The organism is Rothia mucilaginosa (assembly GCF_019334805.1).
GTDB classification, from domain to species: Bacteria; Actinomycetota; Actinomycetes; order Actinomycetales; family Micrococcaceae; genus Rothia; species Rothia mucilaginosa_C.
Map to the genome: position 1 here is coordinate 1,055,754 of NZ_CP079822.1, position 21,367 is coordinate 1,077,120.

16 protein-coding genes are annotated in these 21,367 nt (G+C 60.5%); 6 read left to right on the forward strand and 10 right to left on the reverse strand.

The window, feature by feature from the left end; all coding sequences use genetic code 11:
* Positions 1-97: 97 nt before the first annotated feature.
* Entirely contained in the window at positions 98-736 is a 639-nt protein-coding gene (gene pdxT / locus LPB405_RS04075) for a pyridoxal 5'-phosphate synthase glutaminase subunit PdxT (RefSeq protein ID WP_049356106.1), read from the forward strand.
* A 104-nt stretch (positions 737-840) separates the two neighbouring features.
* Here the strand turns inward: pdxT and LPB405_RS04080 are convergent, their stop codons facing one another.
* The gene (locus LPB405_RS04080) at positions 841-1,506 is read right to left on the reverse strand and encodes a hypothetical protein (protein ID WP_219101980.1); all 666 of its coding nucleotides are present in this window, start codon (positions 1,504-1,506) and stop codon (positions 841-843) included.
* Positions 1,507-2,713: 1,207 nt separating this feature from the next.
* Here LPB405_RS04080 and LPB405_RS04085 point away from each other — a divergent pair.
* Positions 2,714-3,475 (forward strand): hypothetical protein, encoded by a 762-nt coding sequence (locus tag LPB405_RS04085; protein ID WP_219101981.1) that lies wholly within the window; start codon positions 2,714-2,716, stop codon positions 3,473-3,475.
* Between the two features lie 79 nt (positions 3,476-3,554).
* On the opposite strand, the gene LPB405_RS04090 is transcribed toward LPB405_RS04085, so the two are convergent.
* From LPB405_RS04090 to LPB405_RS04100, 3 genes are all read right to left on the reverse strand, one after another.
* Entirely contained in the window at positions 3,555-3,902 is a 348-nt protein-coding gene (locus tag LPB405_RS04090) for a hypothetical protein (RefSeq protein WP_219101982.1), read from the reverse strand.
* A gap of 271 nt (positions 3,903-4,173) precedes the next feature.
* Complete coding sequence (locus tag LPB405_RS04095) at positions 4,174-5,481, reverse strand: M18 family aminopeptidase (RefSeq protein WP_219101983.1); 1,308 nt, start codon at positions 5,479-5,481, stop codon at positions 4,174-4,176.
* 144 nt (positions 5,482-5,625) lie between these two features.
* Positions 5,626-6,606 carry a CPBP family intramembrane glutamic endopeptidase gene (locus tag LPB405_RS04100; RefSeq protein WP_219101984.1) on the reverse strand — a complete coding sequence of 327 codons (981 nt, stop codon included), beginning with the start codon at positions 6,604-6,606 and terminating at the stop codon, positions 5,626-5,628.
* 242 nt (positions 6,607-6,848) lie between these two features.
* Here LPB405_RS04100 and LPB405_RS04105 point away from each other — a divergent pair, with 242 nt between their 5' ends.
* Positions 6,849-9,017, forward strand: coding sequence for a hypothetical protein (locus tag LPB405_RS04105; RefSeq protein ID WP_219101985.1), 2,169 nt, complete (start codon positions 6,849-6,851; stop codon positions 9,015-9,017).
* A 165-nt stretch (positions 9,018-9,182) separates the two neighbouring features.
* Here LPB405_RS04105 and LPB405_RS04110 read toward each other — a convergent pair whose 3' ends face one another.
* Both LPB405_RS04110 and LPB405_RS04115 read right to left on the reverse strand, forming a co-directional pair.
* Positions 9,183-10,664, reverse strand: a complete 1,482-nt coding sequence (locus LPB405_RS04110; RefSeq protein WP_219101986.1) for a glycosyltransferase 87 family protein — start codon at positions 10,662-10,664, stop codon at positions 9,183-9,185.
* Entirely contained in the window at positions 10,661-12,049 is a 1,389-nt protein-coding gene (locus LPB405_RS04115; protein ID WP_219101987.1) for a glycosyltransferase 87 family protein, read from the reverse strand. Before LPB405_RS04115 ends, LPB405_RS04110 begins: the two co-directional genes overlap by 4 nt.
* A gap of 339 nt (positions 12,050-12,388) precedes the next feature.
* Between LPB405_RS04115 and LPB405_RS04120 the strand changes: the two genes are divergently transcribed.
* Entirely contained in the window at positions 12,389-15,289 is a 2,901-nt protein-coding gene (locus LPB405_RS04120; protein ID WP_219101988.1) for a multicopper oxidase domain-containing protein, read from the forward strand.
* Between the two features lie 289 nt (positions 15,290-15,578).
* Positions 15,579-16,475 carry a lytic transglycosylase domain-containing protein gene (locus LPB405_RS09145; protein WP_219101989.1) on the forward strand — a complete coding sequence of 299 codons (897 nt, stop codon included), beginning with the start codon at positions 15,579-15,581 and terminating at the stop codon, positions 16,473-16,475.
* 188 nt (positions 16,476-16,663) lie between these two features.
* Here the strand turns inward: LPB405_RS09145 and LPB405_RS04130 are convergent, their stop codons facing one another.
* Positions 16,664-17,875, reverse strand: a complete 1,212-nt coding sequence (locus tag LPB405_RS04130) for a cytochrome P450 (protein ID WP_219101990.1) — start codon at positions 17,873-17,875, stop codon at positions 16,664-16,666.
* A gap of 219 nt (positions 17,876-18,094) precedes the next feature.
* Positions 18,095-18,310: a type II toxin-antitoxin system RelE family toxin gene (locus LPB405_RS09170; protein ID WP_374021075.1), complete on the reverse strand. Its 216-nt coding sequence runs from the start codon at positions 18,308-18,310 to the stop codon at positions 18,095-18,097.
* Here LPB405_RS09170 and LPB405_RS04140 point away from each other — a divergent pair.
* On the forward strand, positions 18,293-18,574 hold the full coding sequence (locus LPB405_RS04140) for a type II toxin-antitoxin system prevent-host-death family antitoxin (RefSeq protein WP_005509047.1): 282 nt from the start codon (positions 18,293-18,295) through the stop codon (positions 18,572-18,574). The two genes, LPB405_RS09170 and LPB405_RS04140, sit on opposite strands and share 18 nt — an antisense overlap.
* 84 nt (positions 18,575-18,658) lie before the next feature.
* Here LPB405_RS04140 and LPB405_RS04145 read toward each other — a convergent pair whose 3' ends face one another.
* Positions 18,659-20,101 carry a sugar porter family MFS transporter gene (locus tag LPB405_RS04145; protein WP_219101991.1) on the reverse strand — a complete coding sequence of 481 codons (1,443 nt, stop codon included), beginning with the start codon at positions 20,099-20,101 and terminating at the stop codon, positions 18,659-18,661.
* 232 nt (positions 20,102-20,333) lie between these two features.
* The gene (locus LPB405_RS04150) at positions 20,334-21,335 is read right to left on the reverse strand and encodes an aldo/keto reductase (RefSeq protein ID WP_012904313.1); all 1,002 of its coding nucleotides are present in this window, start codon (positions 21,333-21,335) and stop codon (positions 20,334-20,336) included.
* Positions 21,336-21,367 lie beyond the last annotated feature (32 nt).

A 21,367-nucleotide genomic window follows, 5' to 3' on the forward strand; every position in this document is an offset into this window, starting at 1 on the left:
ATTCGGGGTGAGTGTTTGATGAGGGGGTGGGGTTCGCTGAGGCGGGTCCCACCCTCCTTGCGTTTGTTGTGTTTGTTGTTTTGTGAAGGGAGCGGTGATGGTTGAGAAGGTTCAGCCTACCGGTGTTTTGCCGGGTGAGGGTTTGACGGTTGGTGTTTTGGCGTTGCAGGGCGGCGTGAGTGAGCATGCGGAGATGCTGGAGTCGCTGGGTGCGCAGGTGCGTTGGGTGCGTACCGGTGAGCAGCTTGAGGGTCTGGATGCGCTGGTTTTGCCGGGCGGTGAGTCGTCAACGATTGACCGTTTGACCCGTATTTTTGGTGTGCGTGAGCCGCTGATTGAGGCGATTTCTTCGGGCATGCCGACTCTGGGTACGTGTGCTGGCCTGATTATGTTGTCGGAGCGTATTGATGATCCGGCACCGGGTCAGCAGTCGCTGGGTGTTTTGGATGTTTCGGTGGGTCGTAACGCGTTTGGTTCGCAGGTTGATTCTGCGGAGGTGCGCCTGCCGTGGCTGACCCCTGCCGGTGATGAGGTGGTTATTGATACGGCGTTTATTCGTGCGCCGATTGTAACTGGCACTGGTGAGGGTGTGCAGGTGACGGCTCGTCATGAGGGGAAGATTGTGGGTGTGCGTTCGGGCAACCTGATTGGTATTTCTTTCCACCCGGAGGTTACGGGCGATACGACGGTGCATGAGGAACTGCTGGCTCTGGCACGCGAGGTGAAGGGCAAGTAGCCCCTCCCCCGAGGCCCGTTGTAGACCTGTTAAAGAGTTGTGGCGGTGACCGTTGTTCGGTCACCGCCACAACTCTTTTTGCGTGGGCTTATGCGTGAGTGGGTTTATGGGCGGGCGCTGCTGGGGGTTTGGGGCTGGGTCTTCCACTGCTGGTAGGCGCTCGTGGCGAGGAATCGTGCACGGTTGCCGTCGCTGAGCGTCTTGATGTCTGCGGGGGCTGCCTCGTACCACTTTTCGTAGAGACGGATAATCATCTCGGGGTAGGCGGCTTCTTCTAGGTCGGCGCGGTGGGGGATGAATTCGTTGCGGTTCTTGATGTCTCGATACTCGCTACCGGCGAAGGGGTCGGTGACTCCGACGCTGGGGCGGGCGTTGTAGGCATCGATGCTTTGAACGTATTCGGGGAGGGTGCTCCGCCCTGCTTTGAGTGCGGCGTGGCAGTTGCTGTCGATTTCGCTGGGCTCAATGATGTGGGCGCCGTCTGCGAGGATGTTCCGGTATTGGATGTACGCGGGGTATTGTTCATCGGTGCGCGGGACGGGCTTGGCGGCTTCTGCTGATGCGACAGCTTCGGCGGAGTATGAGGAGCAGCTGACGGTGGGCGTGGTGCTTGCCGTTGCTGAGGCGCTCGCCGTGGAGGGCGAGGAGGTGCTGCTTGCCGCGGTGTTCACACCACCGCAGGCGGCAAGGAACAGGGGCAGAATTGAGAGAGCGGCACCGTATCGCAGTGCGTTATAGCGGGGGTTGGGGGTCCTAGAATTCAGGGTCATGATGTCACCTCATTGTGGGCTGGAACATACCGAATTGACCCTCACTATACGGGCAGTTTTGATACATGGTCAAGAGAAAATTATGTTTATTTTTTAAAATCCAACATCTCGAAAGAAAATCGGCAAACAAGCTTGTTCAGCGTTTTGACTTGCGTAAACACGGAGCCTGTCGGACTCTTGGAGCAAACACGACACCGAAACACCTGCATCAGATATTGTTATTTGCCAGATAATCAGCAGAAGCCAACATACCCGGAGGGTCACGGTCAGGGCGCCCTTTATGCAACCTCGAACTTCGTAAGGGCATGCATCTCGACGACTCAAAGCTTCTACAGGAGATAGTAGATAAGTCCCCTAACGTATTCCCAGAGCAGCACCGAGAGGACGCACTGCGTAACGAATGCGGCTATAGCTGCGAGGGTTGGTATCCAGTAGCTACGCTTAGAGCATGCAATAAAAACTGCTATAAAAATAATGCATGAGATAATATCGGGACCCCAGAGAATGAATGCCTGTAGATCATATGGCCACAATATTCCATGCATATATTCTGTAGGGACTTTACATGAACTTAAGATATTGCCTTTTAAAATTTCATAAGTCCCATACATTTTAAAAACTAAGTACAGTGAGGCGATCCAAAAAATGCCTATGCGAAGCTTTACACCCAGCCATATACTAAAAATCTGCCACAAGCTAGCTAATACAACTCCCACCACAAAGAAGGGTATGTAGTCGAAATAGCTACCTTGCCACCCATCACATGGCGAGACAAATCCATTGAACTCTGTATACAGGCTAGTTGGGAAAATATAGAAAAATTGCAATACAATGAGAAACAAGATATACAAAATTATTTTCTCATTTACGGCGAACATCTTATATGTAGAATTCATGATGTCATTTCCTTTCAAGAGCATAAAACACTAGTAGCGCAACACTGAATACATAGCCTCAATGTTGTTTTTCTTATCCACTAAGTCTCAAAGCCAATACTGGGATAGGTAGGCGACCCGCAAAGCCTCCGCACTCTTACCCCGTCTACCTCATGTTTAAGCAGGTCAGAACCTTAAGACTACTGGGTTGCGCATCTTGCGTCTAGAGTGTTGGTTTTAAAATAAGGTGACATTTTCCATTGACCATGTATCAAATATTTGGGTATGTTTAGACGCAATATATCGTTCCATCCCTCCTGTGAGGTGGTCCCATGACCCAAACCCCTGTTTTTCTTTCGTTCCGTTCTCTTTCGTTCCATTCCGGCGGTCTACGACGCAGTGCCGCACTGGCGATTCTCCCCCTGCTTCTTGCCTCCTGCGGTAGCTCCACCAGCACGGCATCAAACACTCCCGCGCCCTCGAGCACGACCGCGGCTTCCTCCCCGTCAGCTTCAAGCGCCACCGGGTCCGCCTCCTCTTCCGCGGCGAAGAAGACCTCCACCCCCTGCCTTGAACCTGACGAAGCCACGAAAGCTGAAACCCTCAAGCAGCAGGAAGCCATCAGCGCCGACCGTGGAACAGCACTCCCCTCCTACGTCTCCGCGCGGCATGTTGTGCGCAACCAGGCGAACTTCCCCACCCGCGCCGAAGCTGAATCAGCAGGAGCCGAGTGCCTGGCGCTGTACGAGAAGAACAAGGCTGATCACGCCTACGCCGCAGCGTGGGTGCGCGCTATCGATGACAATAACGTGGCAAGCGGAAAGGTAGCCTCCGGCCCGCGCGCTGACATCCAGAGCGCCGACCCCTACAAGGCAAGCAACTATGTCGATATTCGAGAGGGTAAGGAGTACTTCCCGACCCGCCAGGAGCTGCTCGCGGCAAACTACCCTGAGAACTACATTGTTGCTTTTGAGTTGTGTGCGCAGCAGGCGCCAGCCGATGTGAAGCAGAAGAGCGACGCGAACCGTGCGGCCGCTAAGGATACTCGTTGGTCTGAGGTGGTAACCCTGCCCAGCCCCGACAACCCTGTCTAATCTGAGTCTGTCTCATCTTAAAAATAGTTGTGGCGGTGACCGTTGTTCGGTCACCGCCACAACTGTTATAGGGTGCAGGTTAGGGTAGGAGCGCCAACCCAAACTCAATAATGATTAGCGCGACAGCACACGCGAAGAGTACCCCACGCGGCACATTGAACTTCTGCCAGAGCCTATACAGCTGGCTGGGAATCAACCAAATAACGCACGCCCGAAAGGCAAGCGTCGTCAGGGGGCCACCCCACTGAATAATCATCAGGGCAAGAGCAAAACCCACGCCGAGCACATCCAGGATGCGCCGGTGCTTTCGCACCTGCTCCCTCTCCTTCTGATAGCTGGGGTTGTTTAGCAACCTTGGTGGTGCTTTTTTCAGCTGACCCACAATGACCAAAACCACTAGCAGGAACACAGAAATATAGAAGAACATGGGAACCGCCTTTCACGTTGGGGTTCGCTCGCTACGCCGGTTACGAGCTGATGGCGCACCATCATTGGTGAAAACTTCTCAAAAACAAGTAGTGTGCAACACGTGTATAACGTATTGTGGGTTACTTTACGGCAAACATGAACCCTATTCAAGAGGTAAACACTCCCCCCCCCGAAAAATTTTGAAAAATTTTTTTAAAAGATATGGGCGCCGGGAACCTTAGGTTCCCGGCGCCCACACCCCAGCTACTCATACATCAGCGGGGTTCAATTTAGAGGCGGAAGAAGCCTTCCACCGCGCGCGTCATGTACGCCATATCGTCCACATGGCACATCTCGCGCATCGAATGCATCGACAGCAGACCAATGCCCACATCCACGGTGCGCATACCCAGACGGGTCGCCGTAATCGGGCCAATCGTCGAACCACACGGCATATTGTTATTCGACACGAACTCCTGATACGGCACACCAGCCTTCGCACACGCCGCCGCAAACACGCCAGCACCCACCGAATCCGTCGCGTAACGCTGGTTCGCGTTAATCTTCAGCAACGGACCACCACCGGGCAGCGGCTGCACGGTCGGGTCGTGGTGACCCTGATAGTTCGGGTGCACCAGGTGACCGGCGTCAGCCGACAGGCAGAACGACGCCGCCACCGAACGGCGGTACTCCTCTGTGCTCTCACCGCGCGCAGCGGACAGGCGCACCAAAATATCCTCCAGGAACGGGCCCGCCGCACCACTACGCGACTCCGAACCAAGCTCCTCATGGTCAAACGCCGCAAGCATCACAGTCTCGGTAGCGTGCTCATCCGCGTTATCGGCAACGTAACGCTCCAGGGCGGTCAAACCAGCGTGCACCGAGGATAGATTATCCAGGCGACCGGAAGCGAACAGCTCCTGATCGGCACCAAAACGGCGCGGCGGCTGCGAATCAGCGAACAGCAGGTCGTAACCCACAATGCTCTGCGGGTCGACCGGCTCGCCGTCAATCACGTGCTTCGCCATGTAGCCGAGCACATCATTCTCCGCCGGATCCACGCCCCACACGGGGTACATGTTGAACTGCTTGTCCAGCACCAGTTCGTTACGCTTGTGGTCCAGGTGCGGCGCCAGCTGCGGGATGCGCGCAATCGGGCCGGTGCGCACCAGGCGGTCCTTCAACTCCCCGCCCTCAAGGACGGTGAGGCGGCCCGCCACGCACAGCTCGCGGTCCAGGAAGGAGTTCAGCAGTGCACCACCGTAGTTCTCCACGGCAATCTGGTGCCAGCCCTTCGTGGTGATGGAGGAGGAGGGCTTGACCTTCAGGGAGGGCGAGTCGGTGTGCGCACCCAGCACGCGGTAGCCGCTTGCCTTCTGCGCCTTCGCGCCGCCAGCCCAGGCGATAATCGCACCGTCGCGGACGACGAAGTGGCGGCCGGTTGCGATCTGCGGGTCCCATGCTTCGGTCTCTACAAGCTCGGTGAAGCCTGCTGCTTGCAGGCGGCGCGCTACCGTGCGCGCGGCGAGGTAAGAGACCGGCGACTCCACCACGAATGCGGCGAGGTCTTCAATATTTTTTACAGCATCAACAGTCATGGTTTAACCCTACCTTTTCTTGGGTGTTGACGGGGTGACCGGGGCTGGTAGTCCACGCGGCGTGGAGTAATAGCCCTGGTGAGGCTCGCATGGAGCGGGGTGGGCGGGCTGGGGTAGCTGGGGTAGAGCAACCCGCCAAATAGACTATTTATCAACCTTGAGCGGTTGTGTTTCACGTGAAACCTCACCGCGGCGAGCGCGCGCGTTGAAGATCAGGCAGGCGAGCACCACGTACACACCTTCCAGCGCGATGCCCTGCAGCGCATCCATGGGGGTCACGCCCTCGGAGGCGAACGGATCCAGACCAGCCACCATGGACAGCAGCATCAGAATCACGTTATTTGCCACGTGCAGGCTGATGGAGGCTTCCAGACCGCCGGTGTACCAGCAGAGGAAACCCGCGTAAATACCCATCGCGAGAATCGTGCTCTGACCCCAGGGGTCGTAGGCGTGGGAGAGCATGAACAGCACGGCGGGCAGCACAATCGGCAGCCAGGGGGTGCGGAGCCAGCGGCCCAGCATCTGCATCATGAAGCCGCGGTAGGCGAGCTCTTCGGCGTAGCACTGCACGGGCACTAGGAGCAGCATCATCGCCACATAAACCCGAAATTCAACCTGTGGAGGTTGAAAATAGCGGTATTCGGGCAGGCTCTCACCGCTCAACGCCAGCATCACGGCGTAGTAGATGCCGTAGACAGCGAAGCTCAAACCCAGGTACGGAAGCAGTAGCGAGCGGCGCAGACGACCCGCCACCGAATGGATCAGACCCCAGGGCTTCGGACCCACGACCAGGCGTGCCAGAAAGAGCGAAGGCACAATCGCGATAAGGGAAAGGAACGTCAGCGCGAACAGCGCCGGGTGTTCCATAATGACGGCGCGGTTCGTAGCTACATCCTGGAGGGAAAGTCCCGAACCCATAATCGTCGCAGCCAGGGCAACTGAAATGATCAGGTTAAGGCCAATAAATACGGCGACACCGAGCAGACCTTCCAGCAGGGGTGAGAACCAGCGGGATTTCGGGTCGGCGTGAGAGAGACGGTGGTAGGCAAGACCTGCAACAGGCGCAGGAGCAGCGGGGGTTCCGGCGGCTACCTGCGGGGGTGCGGGAGGCGGTGTAGTGTTCATTCTTTAATCCTAGCCTCCGCGGGGTCGATGGTGACCGGGCATACGGAAACCTTCAAGTGCCGATTGATACGGAATGTTCCAAAACCATTGAAAAAGCCGTGAATAAGGCTAAAAACCTACCATTCACGGGGTTCATTTTCTGAACCTATGCCATAATTTGTAGCGATAATACGCTCATATACATAGTCGCTGATGACCGCTCTTCCGGGGTGTTTTTTCAGCACCAGAAAGGCTGCTTTCTTATGGCACTCGTCTTCAATCCGCCGCCCAACTGGCCCGCTCCTCCTGCTGGATGGGCCCCCACTCCTACGTGGCGCCCCGACCCCGCGTGGGGTCCCGTTCCTGAAGGCTGGCAGCTGTGGGTCGAAGAGCCCGAGCCCGAACCCATTCAGGTTGAAGAGGCTACTATTGAGCCGCTGATTCCCGAGGAGCCCGCTGCCGAGGCGGCTCCCGCTGAGCAGGTTACTGAGCCTGTAGTTGCTGAGCCCGCTGTTGAGGCTGAGCAGCCCGCCGAAGCTGCAGCACCGCTGACCGTTGAGGACGTTGACCTGGAGCAGCTCGCCGCTGAGCTCGAAGGTGAGCAGGTCGTCGAGGTTCCGGAGGCGGCAGCACCCCAGGCTGAGGCATCCCACGTTGAGGCACAGCAGGTAGAGGCGCCCCACGTTGAGGCGTCCCAGGCTGAGTCCGCTGAGGAGTCCTCCGAGCCCAAGCCGATGCGTCACCTGACTCAGGTTCCGCTGACCGGCACCGCTCTGCCCGAGCAGGTTCTCGCATCCCAGTCTTCCGCAGTTGAAGAGCCTGCAGATGCAGAGCCCGCTGCTGAGGCTCCCGTAGCGCCGGTTGTCGAGCCTGTTGTTGCTGAGCAGGCTGCTTCCGAGCAGCCCGTTGAGGCGCACGTTGTTGAGGCTCCGGTTGCTGAGCCCGCGCTATCCAAGCCCGCTGTTTCCGAGCCCGCCGCTTCTGAGCCGGTCGTTTCCGAACCTGTTGCAGAGCCCGTTGTTGTTGAGCCCGTCGCCGAGGTTGCCCCCGAGGCACCGGCGGCAGCTGAACCGGTATCTGAGCCCATCGTTGAGGCTCCCGCGGCTGAGGCACCCGCTGCTGAGGCGCCCCACACTATTGAGAGCTCCCCGCTCGTTGAGTTCCACACCCCCGAGACTGAGCGCACCGTCAACCTGTCCGAGCGTACCGTGAACCTCTCGGAACAGCCCGGTCAGAACATGCAGCCCGGCCAGAACGCGCAGGGCGGCCAGAACGCACAGTTCATCCCGGCGGGTCAGGCACCGAACGGTTTCCAGCCGAACCAGGCTGATGGTTTCCAGGGCCAGAACTTCCAGGGTGGCAACTACCAGGACCAGGGTTTCCAGGGTCAGAACGCTCAGGGCGGTCAGTACCAGGGCAACCCCTACCAGGGTCAGCCGTACAACGCTCAGCAGCCCTACCAGGGTCAGGTGTCTGATCAGGACCAGGCAACCGTGGCGCTCAGCAACCCTTACATGACCGAGCCCGGCAACCAGGGCAATGGCGAGGACGGCTCCGAGAAGAAGGGCCTGCTCTCCGGCACCAAGCTGTGGGGTGTTATCGGTGGTGCGTTGGCTCTGCTGATTGTCATCATCCTGGCGATTGTCATGCTGATTCCGCGCGGTAGCTCGAACCCCACCTCCAATTCTGCGGCGGCATCGAGCGCGGCGGCTACTTCCGCTGAGGCATCCTCCGCGGCGGCTTCGTCTGAGGCTTCTTCCGCAGCTCCCGCATCCGAGAGCGCGGCGGCCGGTACTTCCGCTTCTTCCGCAGCACCCATCGCTGCTGCTGAAGCGAAGATGCCCGAGGGCGAGTTCAAGGAATACAAGAAGACCGTCGCCGACAACAAGGACACCATCGACATTGAGAAGATCAAGGGCGATGTGTCCGCAGGCCTGCTCTACTACGAGTTCAAGCCCGCAGACGGTGTGGTTAACGCTTTCATCACCAGCCGTGACGATAAGGGCAACATCACCTCGGGTGTGAGCGTTCTCGACTCCAGCCGCGACGGCAAGGAGATCAAGGGCACCGCGTGGATTGACGCGAGCAGCCACTCCACCCCCACCCGCAAGCTGGATCTGACCGGTAAGGGCGAGTGGACCATCCGCGTCTACGATGCAGACTCCGCACCCCACTACAAGAAGGGTGAGAAGTTCCAGAGCACCATGAACTACTACGCTTTCACCTACGAAGGCACCGAGGCAACCATGGAGTTCCAGACCAGCGGCCCGACCACCCGCGGCTTCACCGTTCTGAACGCGACCAAGAACGACCCGTTCTTCTCCTCGACCATCCCGACCGTGAAGAGCAACATACAGTGGGTTCAGAGCAACAAGAGCTACCTGCAGGTTCGTACCGACTCCGCTATTACCTGGAGCATCGGCACTAACTAGTAGCTTGGCTAACTAGGTCAGCAGGCTGGGTATAAAAGTATCCCCCGCGCCCGTGATGGGTGCGGGGGATACTTTTATGCTCAGCGGTTATGTCCGGCGGGGTTTACGCCCTGCTGGAGGCGCCCGCCGCCGCAAGCGGGCAGCAACCATGAGCGGGCGGTTTCTTTAGCGGGAGTACTTCGCCTCCGCCAGTTCGGCGCCCGCGGCGTGTGCCGTACGTTCCACCAGCTGACGATTCGCCAGGTACACAAAGAACGTCACCAGGATAAACAGGTACATCAGCTGGTACGGCATGGTGCCAGCCATCAGGCCCAGGGAGCCTTCGGGCACCATCAGAATCTGATCCGCGTTGAAGTGCGGGGAGAACGCCAACACAATCCAGAACGGTGAAATGTACATACCCACCAGCGCCGCAGTCGCCAAGATAACAGCCAGCGTGAAAACAAAGGAGCTGACCCGCTGGTACATGAGCGGGAAGATTTCCATGACCACGGCGGCGAGCATCAGCGGGTACCAGGTGTTGTGGTGCGACCAGCTAATCGGCGAAATCTGCAGCATCATGAACGCGGTCAGCGCCAGCTGCGCCATGAGCGCGCGGGCACGAATCAGCGGAACCAGCAGAACCGCCGTAACCAGCACAATCAGCAGGGTCAACGCCACCTGCACCACCGACAGGGCGGTAGCCGTCAGGTGATGCTGCAGGCCCGCGTGGGTCAGTGTACCCATAATCGACACGTTATCGAAGTAGCTGAACCAGCCCACACGCGAAGTGTCACGCACCGCGTGGAACCAGAACGTCAGCGACTCCTCCCGGATCACCAGGAAGCCGATACCCACGGTCGCGGCGAAGCTCGCGCCCAGGGTCGCAATGCCCTTCCAGTCCTTACGCATGAGCAGCAGCAGACCGAACGCGAGCGGGGTCAGCTTAATACCCGCCGCAATACCCAGCAGCACACCGCGCGGAACGCGGGTTGCCGGGCGCATAAAATCGGCGAGAATCAGCATCAGAATGATGGCGTTAATCTGCCCAAAATGCGTGGTCAAACGCCACGGGCCGCACATCCAAATCAGCGCCGCAATCAGCGACACCATACCCCAATGGCCCAGGTGCTTCTGCAACGGCAGACGCCACGAGCGGCTACGGGCGTAGGAGTACAGCAGGTACGCGCACCAGTAGCAGAGCGCGCAAATAATGGCGGTAATCAGCAGCATGCTCTGCGGCTCGGTGAGGAACGCGAGCGGGTAGAAGAGCAGCGCCGCAAACGGCGGGTAGGTGAACGGCAGGCCGCGCGTGCGGAAAGTGTACAGCTGGTAGCCGTCCGGGCCATCCGCCAGGGAGACAGCACCCAGGCGGTACACGTAAATATCGTCAGCCGCCGCGTGCGTCACGTAGTCGAAGGCGTAGAGGGCAACCAGGATGAACAGCAGGTGCGCCCAGAGAGCACCGCTGCGCATACCGGGGATGCGGTCAAAGAAACCTGGACGCGCAGGTTTTGTGGGCTCTGCGGCAGGCTCCGCGCTTTCTACAGCGCTTTCAGCAGCCGGTTCTGCAACCGGTGCAGGTTCAGCAGTAGAGCCAGCCGAAGCCCATGGGATTATAGGCGCTACCGCCTCGGCGTTCTTCTCACGATTCTTGTCGTGGCTCACGCGGTTGCCTCACGGGAAGCGGCGGCGCGCACAGACTCGGCGCTCTCGGTCACCAGTGCACGGGCGCCCCACCAGCCCAGAGGCGCGTCGCTACGCACGGAACCGTACTGCACGGGCTCAACCTTCGCGCCACGCACCGGCGCGCTCAGGGCGGCAACCGACCAGAGCGTCATCGTCACCCACAGGCAGAACGCGGGAATAGCCGAAACCGCCAACGCGCCCGGGGCCAGCTGCTCCAAACCATCAGCGCTACCGTGGAACCAGGACGCAATCCTAATCGGCGACAGGTACAGGCCCAACACCGCAACCACCGCGAACACGGTCGCTGTCACCCGCAGCCACGCCGGCTGAACCGCAAAATAGGTGGGGAACGCATCCATGATGAACACGGCAGCCAGCAGGGGCAGCAGCACGTTGTGGTGCGACCAGCTAATCGGCGACAGCGCCACCATCAGGGAGGCGGTCACCGCCACCTGCGCCAGCGCGGCACCGCGGCGTTCCAGCTGGTACAGCAGTGCGGCAGTCAGCACAATCGTGACCAGCGCCAGGGCGTAGTAGACGGGCTTCGCGGCGCTCTCAGAGAGACCAAAGTGCAGCAGCCAACCCTGAATCGAGACGTTATCCACAAAGTTCAGTCCACCCACACGGGAGGGGTTCGTCAGCGCAGAGAACCAGAACTCCGGCGCGTCCTTAGGCATCAGAATGAAACCCAGCGCAATGGTGCCGAAGAACGTTGCACCCAGGGTCGCGATGCCCTTCCAGTCGCGGCGGACCAGCAGAATCAGACCAAACACGAGCGGGGTCAGCTTCACGCCGCCCGCAATACCAATCAGCACGCCGCGCGGCACGCGGGTCGCCGGGCGCACAAAATCGGCAAGAATCAGCGCCGTAATGAACGGGTTAATCTGAATCAGGTCCAGGGTGCGCTGCCACGGCCCCGCCGAAACCACCAGAATAGTCAGCACCGCAATCGTGCCCGCACGACCAAAGTACTGCTGCAGGGGCAGTTCGCGACCGCGCGCATTCACATAGTTGTAAATGATCGTGGAAATCCACCACGCCACCACAGCCGAACCGACCACCATAATGACCTTGCCGACTTCCAGCGGAATAAAAGCAAACGGCAAGAACAGCATCGCCGCGAACGGCGGGTACGTGAACGGCGGCTTGATGACGCCGTGATCGTTCAGGGTCGGGGAGTACAGGTCCTGGGTAAAGCCCTCGTTATCGAAAATGGTCATCGCACCCAGACGGTAGATGGAGAAGTCCATACCGGAGAAGGGGTTGGTGAGCATTTTGATGACGTATCCACCGCCAACAATGAGGATGAGTGCCACAATAGCGATTTTTCCCCAGATGGGGGTGGTGGAGTCAGTCCTTGTCACGAGGTGCTTGTCCTTACCTTGGTGCCGGCGGATGCGCGCGAGGGGTGGGCGGGCATCTGATTTTGGAATCCTAATAGTTTATCGCGCGCACCTGTGAAGGGTGCATCGGGGAGAAGAATCCCAGGGGCAGATTCACAGGGGCAGATTCGCTCGGGTACGCAATCGGGTGCACAAGCAGAACTATCACACTACAAGCCGCCTTCATATGCACGTCATGTCTTCAAAATTGGTACTAACCGGGCAATATAATGGGCTTATTGGCACCCGCCCCAACGCAGGGGCTGACGGTGCCCCGCACACCGACGTCCACGAACAACCAGCAGTGAAAGCAGTGATCACGTGAGTGAACATCTCGGCACCCCACCCGAAGGTGAGAACACGAGCGGCAAGCCCGCAGGCGTAAACGTCTCCGGAGGCGGCTCCTCCGGCCTGAGCATTGGCGCGCGCCCGGCTGATGTGCCCGGCGCGAACCTCACCCCCGAAGAGATTGCACGCCGCGCATCCGGTCGCGGTACGTGGCATCGTCGCGCCTCCAAGCCCGTCTCCCACTGGATGTTTACCCTTGTCGGCGTACTTCTGCTGCACAGGTTTATCCCGAATAGCGGCTGGCTGATGGTGCACATTGTCACCCTCGGCCTGATTACGAACTCGATCCTGATTTGGTCGCAGCACTTCACCGAAGCGCTCATGAAAATCAAGATTCCTGACGAGCACCGCGGAACCCAGGTGCGCCGAATCTTCATTCTGAACGCCGGTATTCTCGTGCTCATGATCGGCATGGTCGGTCAGCTGAGCGTGCCCGGCCTCTACGCCGCCACGGTGGTGGGCGCCCTCATTGTCGGTTCTATGGTCGCCTGGCACGGCATCTACCTGCTGAAGCAGGTGCGTCAGGCTCTGCCGTCGCGGTTCGGTGTGACCATTCGCTTCTACATTGTTGCGGCGCTGTTGCTGCCCCTCGGCGCGGCGTTTGGCGCCATGATTGCCTACCCGAACCTCTCCGGCACCCTGCATTCGCAGTTCCTGCTGGCGCACGAGGCGGTGAACGTGCTCGGCTTCGTCGGTATTACCGCGGTGGGTACGCTGGTGACGTTCTGGCCGACCATGCTGCGCACGAAGATGGTCGATAAGGCGCTCACTCACAGCCTGCGCGCCCTGTACCTCATGTGCGGCGGCCTGGCGTTGACCGTTATCGGCGCGGCTATGGGGACGCGCCCGCTCGCTGCTGCGGGTCTGGTCGTCTACCTGGTTGCCCTGCTGATTGTCGCCTGGGTGATGGTGCGTACCCTGCAAACCAAGCGCCCGAACGAGTACCCGCCCATGAGCGTGGGTATGGGCTTCCTCTGGCTGATTGTTGGTGTAGCAGCGACCGCGTACATGGTGGCAACCACCCCGTTCGCACAGCTGGACATGCGCGCCGTGACCCCCGTCTTCGTGGTCGGCTTCCTGCTGCAGCTGTTGCTCGGCGCAATGAGCTACCTGCTGCCGCAGCGCATGGGTGGCGGCCCTGCGGTGGTTCGCGCCTCCAACAAGGAGTTCAGCCGTTTCGCGGCGGCACGCGTAACCGCCGTGAACCTGGCGCTGCTTATCTTCATGATGCCCAGCTCCATGGTGGGCCAGTCCATTAAGATTGCCGTCGCTATCGTGGGTGCGTTGGCGCTCATGGCGTTCATTCCGCTCATGGTGCGCGGCGTGAAGGCGTCCGTGAACACCCGCAAGGAAATGATGGCGGCACGCGCCCGCGGCGAGAAGCCCGCCTTCAACCAGGAGGCGCTGACCCCGGAGCCCGTCCCGCACGCCAAGCAGAGCTTCCAGGCGGCGTTGGCGGTTGCCATGGCGTTCCTGCTGGGCTTCGCCGTGAACCCGTCCGCGTTGAACCTGCCGTCGTTCTCCTCGGCAGGTTCCGTGGCAGCGACCGGTCAGACCACCACCGTGCAGGTGAAGGCGACCAGCAACTACCGTTTTACCCCCGCAGAGGTGGAGGTGCCCGCCGGTAACCGCCTGGTCGTCGAGGTCACCAACGACGACGAGGGCATGACCCACGACCTGACCTTCGACAACGGCGCAACCACCGGCACCATCAACCCCGGCGAAACGAAAACCGTTGACGCCGGCGTCATTACCGCCGACCAGGAAGGCTACTGCTCCGTGGCGGGTCACCGCTCCCTGGGCATGGTGTTCAAGGTGAAGGCGACCGGCGCCTCCGCAAACCAGGTGGCGCAGGGCGGCCACAACCACGGTTCTACGGGCGGCCACAACCACGCCGCGTCGGGTAGCACCCCGACCCTCATGACCGTTGCAAACAGCAGGATTGACATGTCCGCAGCGCCCGGCAGCGGCTACAAGTACCGCGACCCGAACATCCCGGCACCGAACACCGCCACGCAGGTGAACGGCAAGACCGTCCGCAAGGTCACCCTGGAAGTTGAGGAAGTCGACCGCGAGGTGGCGCCCGGCGTGACCGTTCACATGTGGACGTTCAACGGGCAGAACATGGCACCGATTCTGCGCGGCAAGGTCGGCGATATTTTTGAAATTACACTCATCAATAACGGCACGATGGGCCACTCGCTGGACTTCCACGCGGGCATGGTGTCCCCCGATAACACGATGAAGACCATCGCCCCCGGTGAGCGTCTCGTCTACCGTTTTGAGGCGAAGGGTGCCGGTATCTGGCTGTACCACTGCGGCACCGCCCCGCTGAGCCTGCACATGACCCAGGGCATGTACGGCGCGGTCATCATTGACCCGGCGGACCTTGACCCGGTCGATCATGAGTACGTGATGGTTCAGGGCGAGGCGTACCTGCACGACACCGGCAAGACCGCCTCCGACGGTAACAAGCTGGCGGAGAACTCGCCGGATCTGATCGCGGCAGGCACCCCCACGCTGACCATGTTCAACGGCCACGCAACCCAGTACAAGGCGAAGCCGCTGCAGGTGAAGAAGGGCGAGCGTATCCGTGTTTGGGTGATGGCTGCGGGCCCGAACCACGGCACGAGCTTCCACGTGGTCGGTTCGCAATTCGACACCGTCTACAAGGAGGGCGGCTACCTGATGCGCCGCGGCGCGGATGCGTTCGGCAGCCGTGACGGCCACAGCCAGGCACTCGATTTGGCGCCCGCTCAGGGCGGCTTCGTGGAGATGCAGTTCTTGGAGTCTGGCACTTACACGTTCGTGAACCATTCCTTCGCGGAGATGGAGCGCGGCGCCGCCGGCAAGATCGTGGTCACTGATCGCTAGTAGTGGCTACCCGCTAAACCCTCACGCTAGGCGCTTCTAGCGCCCCGTGAGAGGTAGACCCCGCCCGGTGCATCCTGTGAATGGATGCGCCGGGCGGGGTCTTTCTGCGCTGTCTTGCTGTGCCGCCTTTCTGCCCCGCACAGGCTCCTACAGAGCCGATACAGAGCCAGCCCAGAGCCCCTGCACACGCCCCGGCAGGAGCCTGCACGCGCATCGGCGAACTATGCTTTTAGCCTCATGGGCGAACTTTTCTTAGCCAGGAGCGGGCATGGTGCGCTAGTCTATAGGAATGGCAGATAGCACTTCGAGCGCCTCTTCCGAGCGCAGCGCTACGGGCGCCAACAACCACACCCCCGCTTCGGCGGACGCACAGACTTCTCCTCGGCAGCGTAAAGCTTTCCCGCTTCGCTTTCTCGCCGGGGCACTTGCGCATTGGCAGATTATTGCCTCTGCGGTTCTTCTGGGTGGCGGTGTTGCCGGCCTGGCAGCCACCTATGACGACTATTGCGGTATGACGGAGCTTTCGTATGTTCCGGCGGCTCTCCGCTCCGATTTTGAGGAGGGCTCTAAGGTGGCGGGTTTCCGTCCGGGCGTGCTGGCGGCGCAGATTGAGACTGAGAGCCACTGGCGTGTGGGCCTTGTGTCTCACCAGGGCGCTAAGGGTATTGCACAGTTCACTGATGATGCGTGGAGCGGCGGCCACTACAGCTTCGGCAATGGCGGTAACGTTCTGAACCCGCACGATGCGATTGCGGCGCAGGCGCGCTACTTGGCTGAGTTGCGTACTCGTTTAGCGAAGTACGCCTCCAATGAGGATGAGCTGCAGGATGTGGTTCTTGCCGGTTATAACGCGGGTCCGGGTTCTGTGGAGAAGTACGGCGGTGTTCCCCCGTACGAGGAGACTCAGAATTATGTGAAGACAATTCGCGAGCTGGCGAATTCGAAGTACAAGCTGACTTGCTCCCCCGATTACCAGTTCAAGCAGGCGAAGTTGAGCTTCGTGAATGGTGTGACTCCGGCGATGGCTGGTGTTCATCCAGATGGTACAGCTCTGTCCCCGGAGGAGTCGGCATCGGCTGCGGCGGAGGCGTCTGCTTCGGCTTCTGCGAGTGCTTCGGCTCGTGCATCTGCGAGCGGTTCTGCGGGTTCTTCGGTGAAGCCTTCGGCGACGAGTTCCGGCCGCTAGATTCGGCTTTCTAGGTAGCCCACTAGGCTATATAGCCGCCTGGGAATATTCCTTTTTATCTATAGTGAGCGGCTGATACCGACCACCACTACCCTACTATTCACTCTTATATTTACTCTTAACAGCGCGAGGCGCCGACCCCCATTCTCGGGGTTCGGCGCCTCGCACTTTTTATGGCTGGATCGTGCCTAGTTGAAGATGGCGCGCACGACCGAGTAGCCGGAGACCGGGTACACGGCGTTCACGGTTGCGGGCTTCTCGCTCTCGTCCGCGATCTCGATGGACTCGGTGCCGCGCAGCAGCTCCTCGAGCAGGATGCGCAGTTCCAGGCGTGCCAGGGGCGCGCCGGGGCAGACGTGGATGCCGTCGCCGTACACGAGGTTGCGGGACTGGTCGCGGTGCGGGTTGTAGGTGAGGGCGTCTTCGAAGGCGTCCTCGTCGCGGTTGGCGCTTGCCCAGTTGATGGTCACGCGGGAGCCAGCGGGCAGGGTGCGGCCGCCGAGTTCGGTGTCCTGAGTGGTGATGCGGCGGTTGGTGACGAGGGTGTCTTCGAGTCGCATGATTTCTTCGACGGCGAGGGCGATTTCGCTACGGTCGTCGAGTGCGTTGCCGTCGGCGAGGGAGGCGCGCAGGCGGTCCTGCTCGGCGCGGTTGCGTGCCAGGAAGTTGACGAATACGCCCACGGTTGCGGAGACGGTGGACAGCTCGCCCACGGTCCAGTTGCGGATGAGGCTGACGATTTCTTCGTCGGTCATGGTGCGGGGCTCTTCGCCGGGCAGCTGCACGGTGTCGGTAAGCAGTTCGGCGGTAATGTCCTTGGGGTTGCCTGCTGCGGCGTCCTCGCGGCGTTCGTCGAGCAGCTGGCGGATGTAGCCGTCGAATTCGAGGGCGACCTTCGCGATTTCTTCGCGGTCACGGCGCAGGGTGGCGACGCGGTTCTTTTCGATCCATTCGGTGAGGGGCTGCTCGAGGCATGCGGGCCAGCCCATGAAGGCGTTCTGTACGCGCATTGCGTAGGCCTGGCCGAAGCCCTGCATGACGTCTACTTCTTCGCCACGGGGCAGTTCTGCGATGAGGGTCTTCACGGCGTCACGGATGACGGGTGCAAACTTTTCGAGGCGTTCGGGGGTGAAGTACTTGTCGTTGACGGCGCGGAAGGTAGTGTGTTCGGGTGCGTCCATACCGTTGGGGACGGCGATGTGGCGGGTGGAGACGACGTTGGAGTAGATTTCGGGGTGGTCGAGTACGTGCTGTACGTCGGCGTTTTTGAAGACGGAGTAGCCCATGAATTCGTCGTGGGCGACGGGGCAACGGCGGCGCATTGCGTCGTAGGCAGCTACCTGGTCCTTCTGGACCTCTTCGCTTCGGAGGTCCCAGTCGTTGTGTACGTTCTCAGTCATTGTTCACCCGTGTTCGTTATAGAGTTGTGGCGTGCTGGATGCGGGCGTCCGGGCGATGCGCGTGGGGCAGGGTCGGGCGTGCATTTCAGCACGTGAATCCATTACTTGTTCTTCGACCGTATCACTTAAGGGGTGGTGGCGCAGGGTAGGGGTTCCTTGCTTCTCATTCAACGAACAGCGCGGTCGGGGCAGCACTACAACCCATCACGCTGACTCACTCTATAGGCCGCGATAGACTTCTCGCCGATGACCGACTCGGAAAACTTCAACAACAACCGCCCCGTTATCAATGGTGTACAGAATGCGGTAATTCCCTACTCGTGCCCTGTACCCTTCTTCACCCTGTAGCTTCTTGAATGGAACCTGCACAAGAACTATCCTCGGAGCTAACGGACAAACCCCAGAAAGGAACCAGTCATGACTGTCACCACTCACCGGACTCGTTCCAATGTCACGACTCTTAAAGAACTCCGCGACAACCTCGGAACCAAAGTCAACGAAGCCGTGTTCTCCGGCGAACGTCCCCTCATCAGCCGCAACGGTAAGACTGTTGCCGCGCTCATCTCCTACGAAGATTTGAAGCTGCTGGAAGAGTACGAAGAGCTCCTCGACATTGAGGCTCTGCGCAAGGCGCGCGCCGAAGATGACGGCTACCGCATCGGCCTCGACGAGTTCCTCGCAGAGAACCCTGCAGACTAGTCTTTCAACGCATAGAGCAAGGCAGGCGGCGCCTCCACCGGGGAGGTGCCGCCCGCCTCATGCGTACCTGAAAAACCGCCGGGTTTAGCGCCCGCGTGCGGAGGGGTAGATGCTACCGTCCATCACGCCGCGCTCCACCTGTTCCAGGCTCACGCCGCGAGTCTCCGGCAGGTTGCGGAACATCAGCAGCGCAATAATCACGTTCACCACGGCAAAGCCGATGAAGGAGCCGGTCAGACCGACCGCACCCAGAATCACGGGGAACGCCAGCGACAGCATACCGTTCATCATCCAGCCGCTAAACGCCGAAATGCCCATACCCGCCGCACGCACACGCAGCGGGAACAGCTCGCTCATAATCACCCACGTCGACACGTTCAGGCAGGTCTGCATCGCGCCCACAAAGCAGACGATGAGCACCAGCAGAATCCAGGGGCGCGCCGCGTTATCGGCGGGCAGCAGCATGGATGCGCCCGCAATCAGCACGTGGAAAAACGCGGTCGAACTATAGCCGGTAATGACCATGACGCGGCGCGGTACACGCTCCATCAGACGCAGCGACAGGATGGAGCCGAGCACCGCAATCGTGCCCGGTGCAATGTTCGCAATGAGCGCCGCGGATTCGCTGAAACCGGCTTCCTTGAGCACCTTAATGCCGTAGTACATGATCGAGTTGATGCCGGTCAGCTGCTGACCTGCGCCGACCAGAATACCGACGAGCAGGATGCGCATGAACCAGCCGCGCACGCCCGCACTGTCCTTAGCCGCCGCGGTGTTCTGGGCGGTCGCCTCCACCTGCAGGGTGCGTTCAATGTCGGCAATCTCAGCCTCGGCACGCTCGGTGGAGCGGATGCGCTTCATAACCTCCAGCGCCTGCTCACGCTTGCCGACGCGCAGCAGCCAGCGCGGCGATTCGGGCACACGCAGCATGCCGACGAACAGGCCGATGGCGGGCAGGGTGCAGATGGCGAACATCCAGCGCCACACGCCGTCGTGTTCGCCCCACAGGTTGCCGATGAGGGCGTTCACGATGAACGCGGCAAGCTGACCGCCCACGACCATGAGTTCGTTGCGGCCGGAGAGGGAGCCTCGAATTTCGTAGGGTGCGAGCTCTGCAAGGAATACGGGTACCACGGCGGAGGCGCCACCGACCGCCAGGCCGAGCAGGGTTCGTCCGGTGATGAGCACGGCGACGTTGGGTGCGAAGACGCAGGTCAGGGCGCCGAAGAAGAAGATGGTGGACAGCCCAATGATGGTGGTTCGGCGGCCGTACCGGTCGGAGATGCGACCGCAGGTGAGCGCGCCAATAGCCGCCGCGAAGGCGAGGGATCCGGTGACCCAGCCTTGGGCGGTGGAGTCCATGCCGAGTTCGCGGCTCATGGGTTCGAGCGCGCCGTTAATCACTCCGGTGTCGTAGCCGAAGAGCAGACCGCCGAAGGTGGCGATGAGTGCAATGATGCCGAGGTATCGGCTGTGCTTCCCGGTGCCCAGCGGGGGCAGGGTGGAGGCGGTGCTCTGTGCGCTCATGGTGTCCTTTGATGCCGAGGGGGTAGGTGAGATTACACCGACATTGGTGGTTCTTCAGCCCTGTCAGTGGGGTAGGTGAGGTGCGTCAGGTTAGACGCACCTCACCTAATCCTAGCGAAAACGTTCGGCGGGTGATATTTATTTCTCACCGCGGACATTTTTCAGCATATTTTACGGCCGCCTGGTGCGACCGTCTGAGCGCCCCTTTGAGAGGGAGCCCGCGTTTAGACGTTTAGAACAGCGCGATCTTCTCGGGTGCCGGGAAGATAGCGTCCAGGGCGGCGAGGTCCTCAGCGTCAAAGCGCAGGCAGGCTGCCTGCGCGTTGGCGCGTACCTGTCCGGCGCTGGTCGCACCGGCAATGACGGAGGTGACCGGCGACTGCTGCGCGAGCCAGGAGAACGCCGCCTGCACCTCGGTGATGCCGCGCTCGGTGCAGAAGCTGTGGAAGGCTTCGAGCTGGTCCCAGTTGGCGGCGTCGAGCACGTTCTTCTTGGAGTGGGACAGGCGCGAACCGGCGGGAATGTTGTCGCGGCGGTACTTGCCGGTCAGCAGGCCGTTAGCGAGCGGGAAGTACGGCAGCACACCCATGCCGAAGTGTCGTGCGGCGGGCAGGATTTCGAGTTCTGCGCGGCGGTCGAGCAGGTTGTAGTGGTTTTCAGCGACGATGAACCGTTCGGTGCCGAGTTCGCGGGCGCAATGTTCGGCGTGGGCGAGCTGCCAGCCGGAGAAGTTGGAGTGGCCCAGGTAGCGGACCTTACCGTCGCGTACGAGCTGGTCGAGGGCGCTGAGGGTTTCTTCGATGGGGGTGTTCGGGTCGGGGCTGTGGTAGAAGTACAGGTCGATGTAGTCGGTGCCGAGGCGGCGGAGGGACCCTTCGACGGCGCGCATGATGTAGCGGCGGGATCCGCGGGCGTTGCGGTCGTTGCCGTTGAGGTCACCGACGGGCAGACCGAATTTGGTGACGATGGTCAGTTCGTCGCGGTCGAGGCCGAGCTGGGTGAGGGCGGTGCCGAACATGGTTTCTGAGAGGCCGGGTTCGGCGCCGTAGAGGTCGGCGATGTCGAAGAAGCTGATGCCGGCGTCGACTGCGGCGGCGATGACTTCGTTGGTGCCTTCTTGGGTGCGGGTGGGGGTGCCGGGGCGGCCGAGGTTGTTGCAGCCGATGCCGACGCTGGGTACGACGAGGCCGGAGTTGCCGAGCCTGCGGTAGACGGGAGATTCAATACGTTCCATGCTTTTAACTCTACGTTGTGTGGGTATGTTGC

Excerpts from the sequence above, each read along its gene's own strand:
- pdxT (WP_049356106.1), top strand. The coding sequence starts at position 98 with ATGGTTGAGAAGGTTCAGCCTACCGGTGTTTTGCCGGGTGAGGGTTTG.
- LPB405_RS04080 (WP_219101980.1), bottom strand. The coding sequence starts at position 1,506 with ATGACCCTGAATTCTAGGACCCCCAACCCCCGCTATAACGCACTGCGA.
- LPB405_RS04085 (WP_219101981.1), top strand. The coding sequence starts at position 2,714 with ATGACCCAAACCCCTGTTTTTCTTTCGTTCCGTTCTCTTTCGTTCCAT.
- LPB405_RS04090 (WP_219101982.1), bottom strand. The coding sequence starts at position 3,902 with ATGTTCTTCTATATTTCTGTGTTCCTGCTAGTGGTTTTGGTCATTGTG.
- LPB405_RS04095 (WP_219101983.1), bottom strand. The coding sequence starts at position 5,481 with ATGACTGTTGATGCTGTAAAAAATATTGAAGACCTCGCCGCATTCGTG.
- LPB405_RS04100 (WP_219101984.1), bottom strand. The coding sequence starts at position 6,606 with ATGAACACTACACCGCCTCCCGCACCCCCGCAGGTAGCCGCCGGAACC.
- LPB405_RS04105 (WP_219101985.1), top strand. The coding sequence starts at position 6,849 with ATGGCACTCGTCTTCAATCCGCCGCCCAACTGGCCCGCTCCTCCTGCT.
- LPB405_RS09145 (WP_219101989.1), top strand. The coding sequence starts at position 15,579 with ATGGCAGATAGCACTTCGAGCGCCTCTTCCGAGCGCAGCGCTACGGGC.
- LPB405_RS04130 (WP_219101990.1), bottom strand. The coding sequence starts at position 17,875 with ATGACTGAGAACGTACACAACGACTGGGACCTCCGAAGCGAAGAGGTC.
- LPB405_RS04140 (WP_005509047.1), top strand. The coding sequence starts at position 18,293 with ATGACTGTCACCACTCACCGGACTCGTTCCAATGTCACGACTCTTAAA.
- LPB405_RS04145 (WP_219101991.1), bottom strand. The coding sequence starts at position 20,101 with ATGAGCGCACAGAGCACCGCCTCCACCCTGCCCCCGCTGGGCACCGGG.
- LPB405_RS04150 (WP_012904313.1), bottom strand. The coding sequence starts at position 21,335 with ATGGAACGTATTGAATCTCCCGTCTACCGCAGGCTCGGCAACTCCGGC.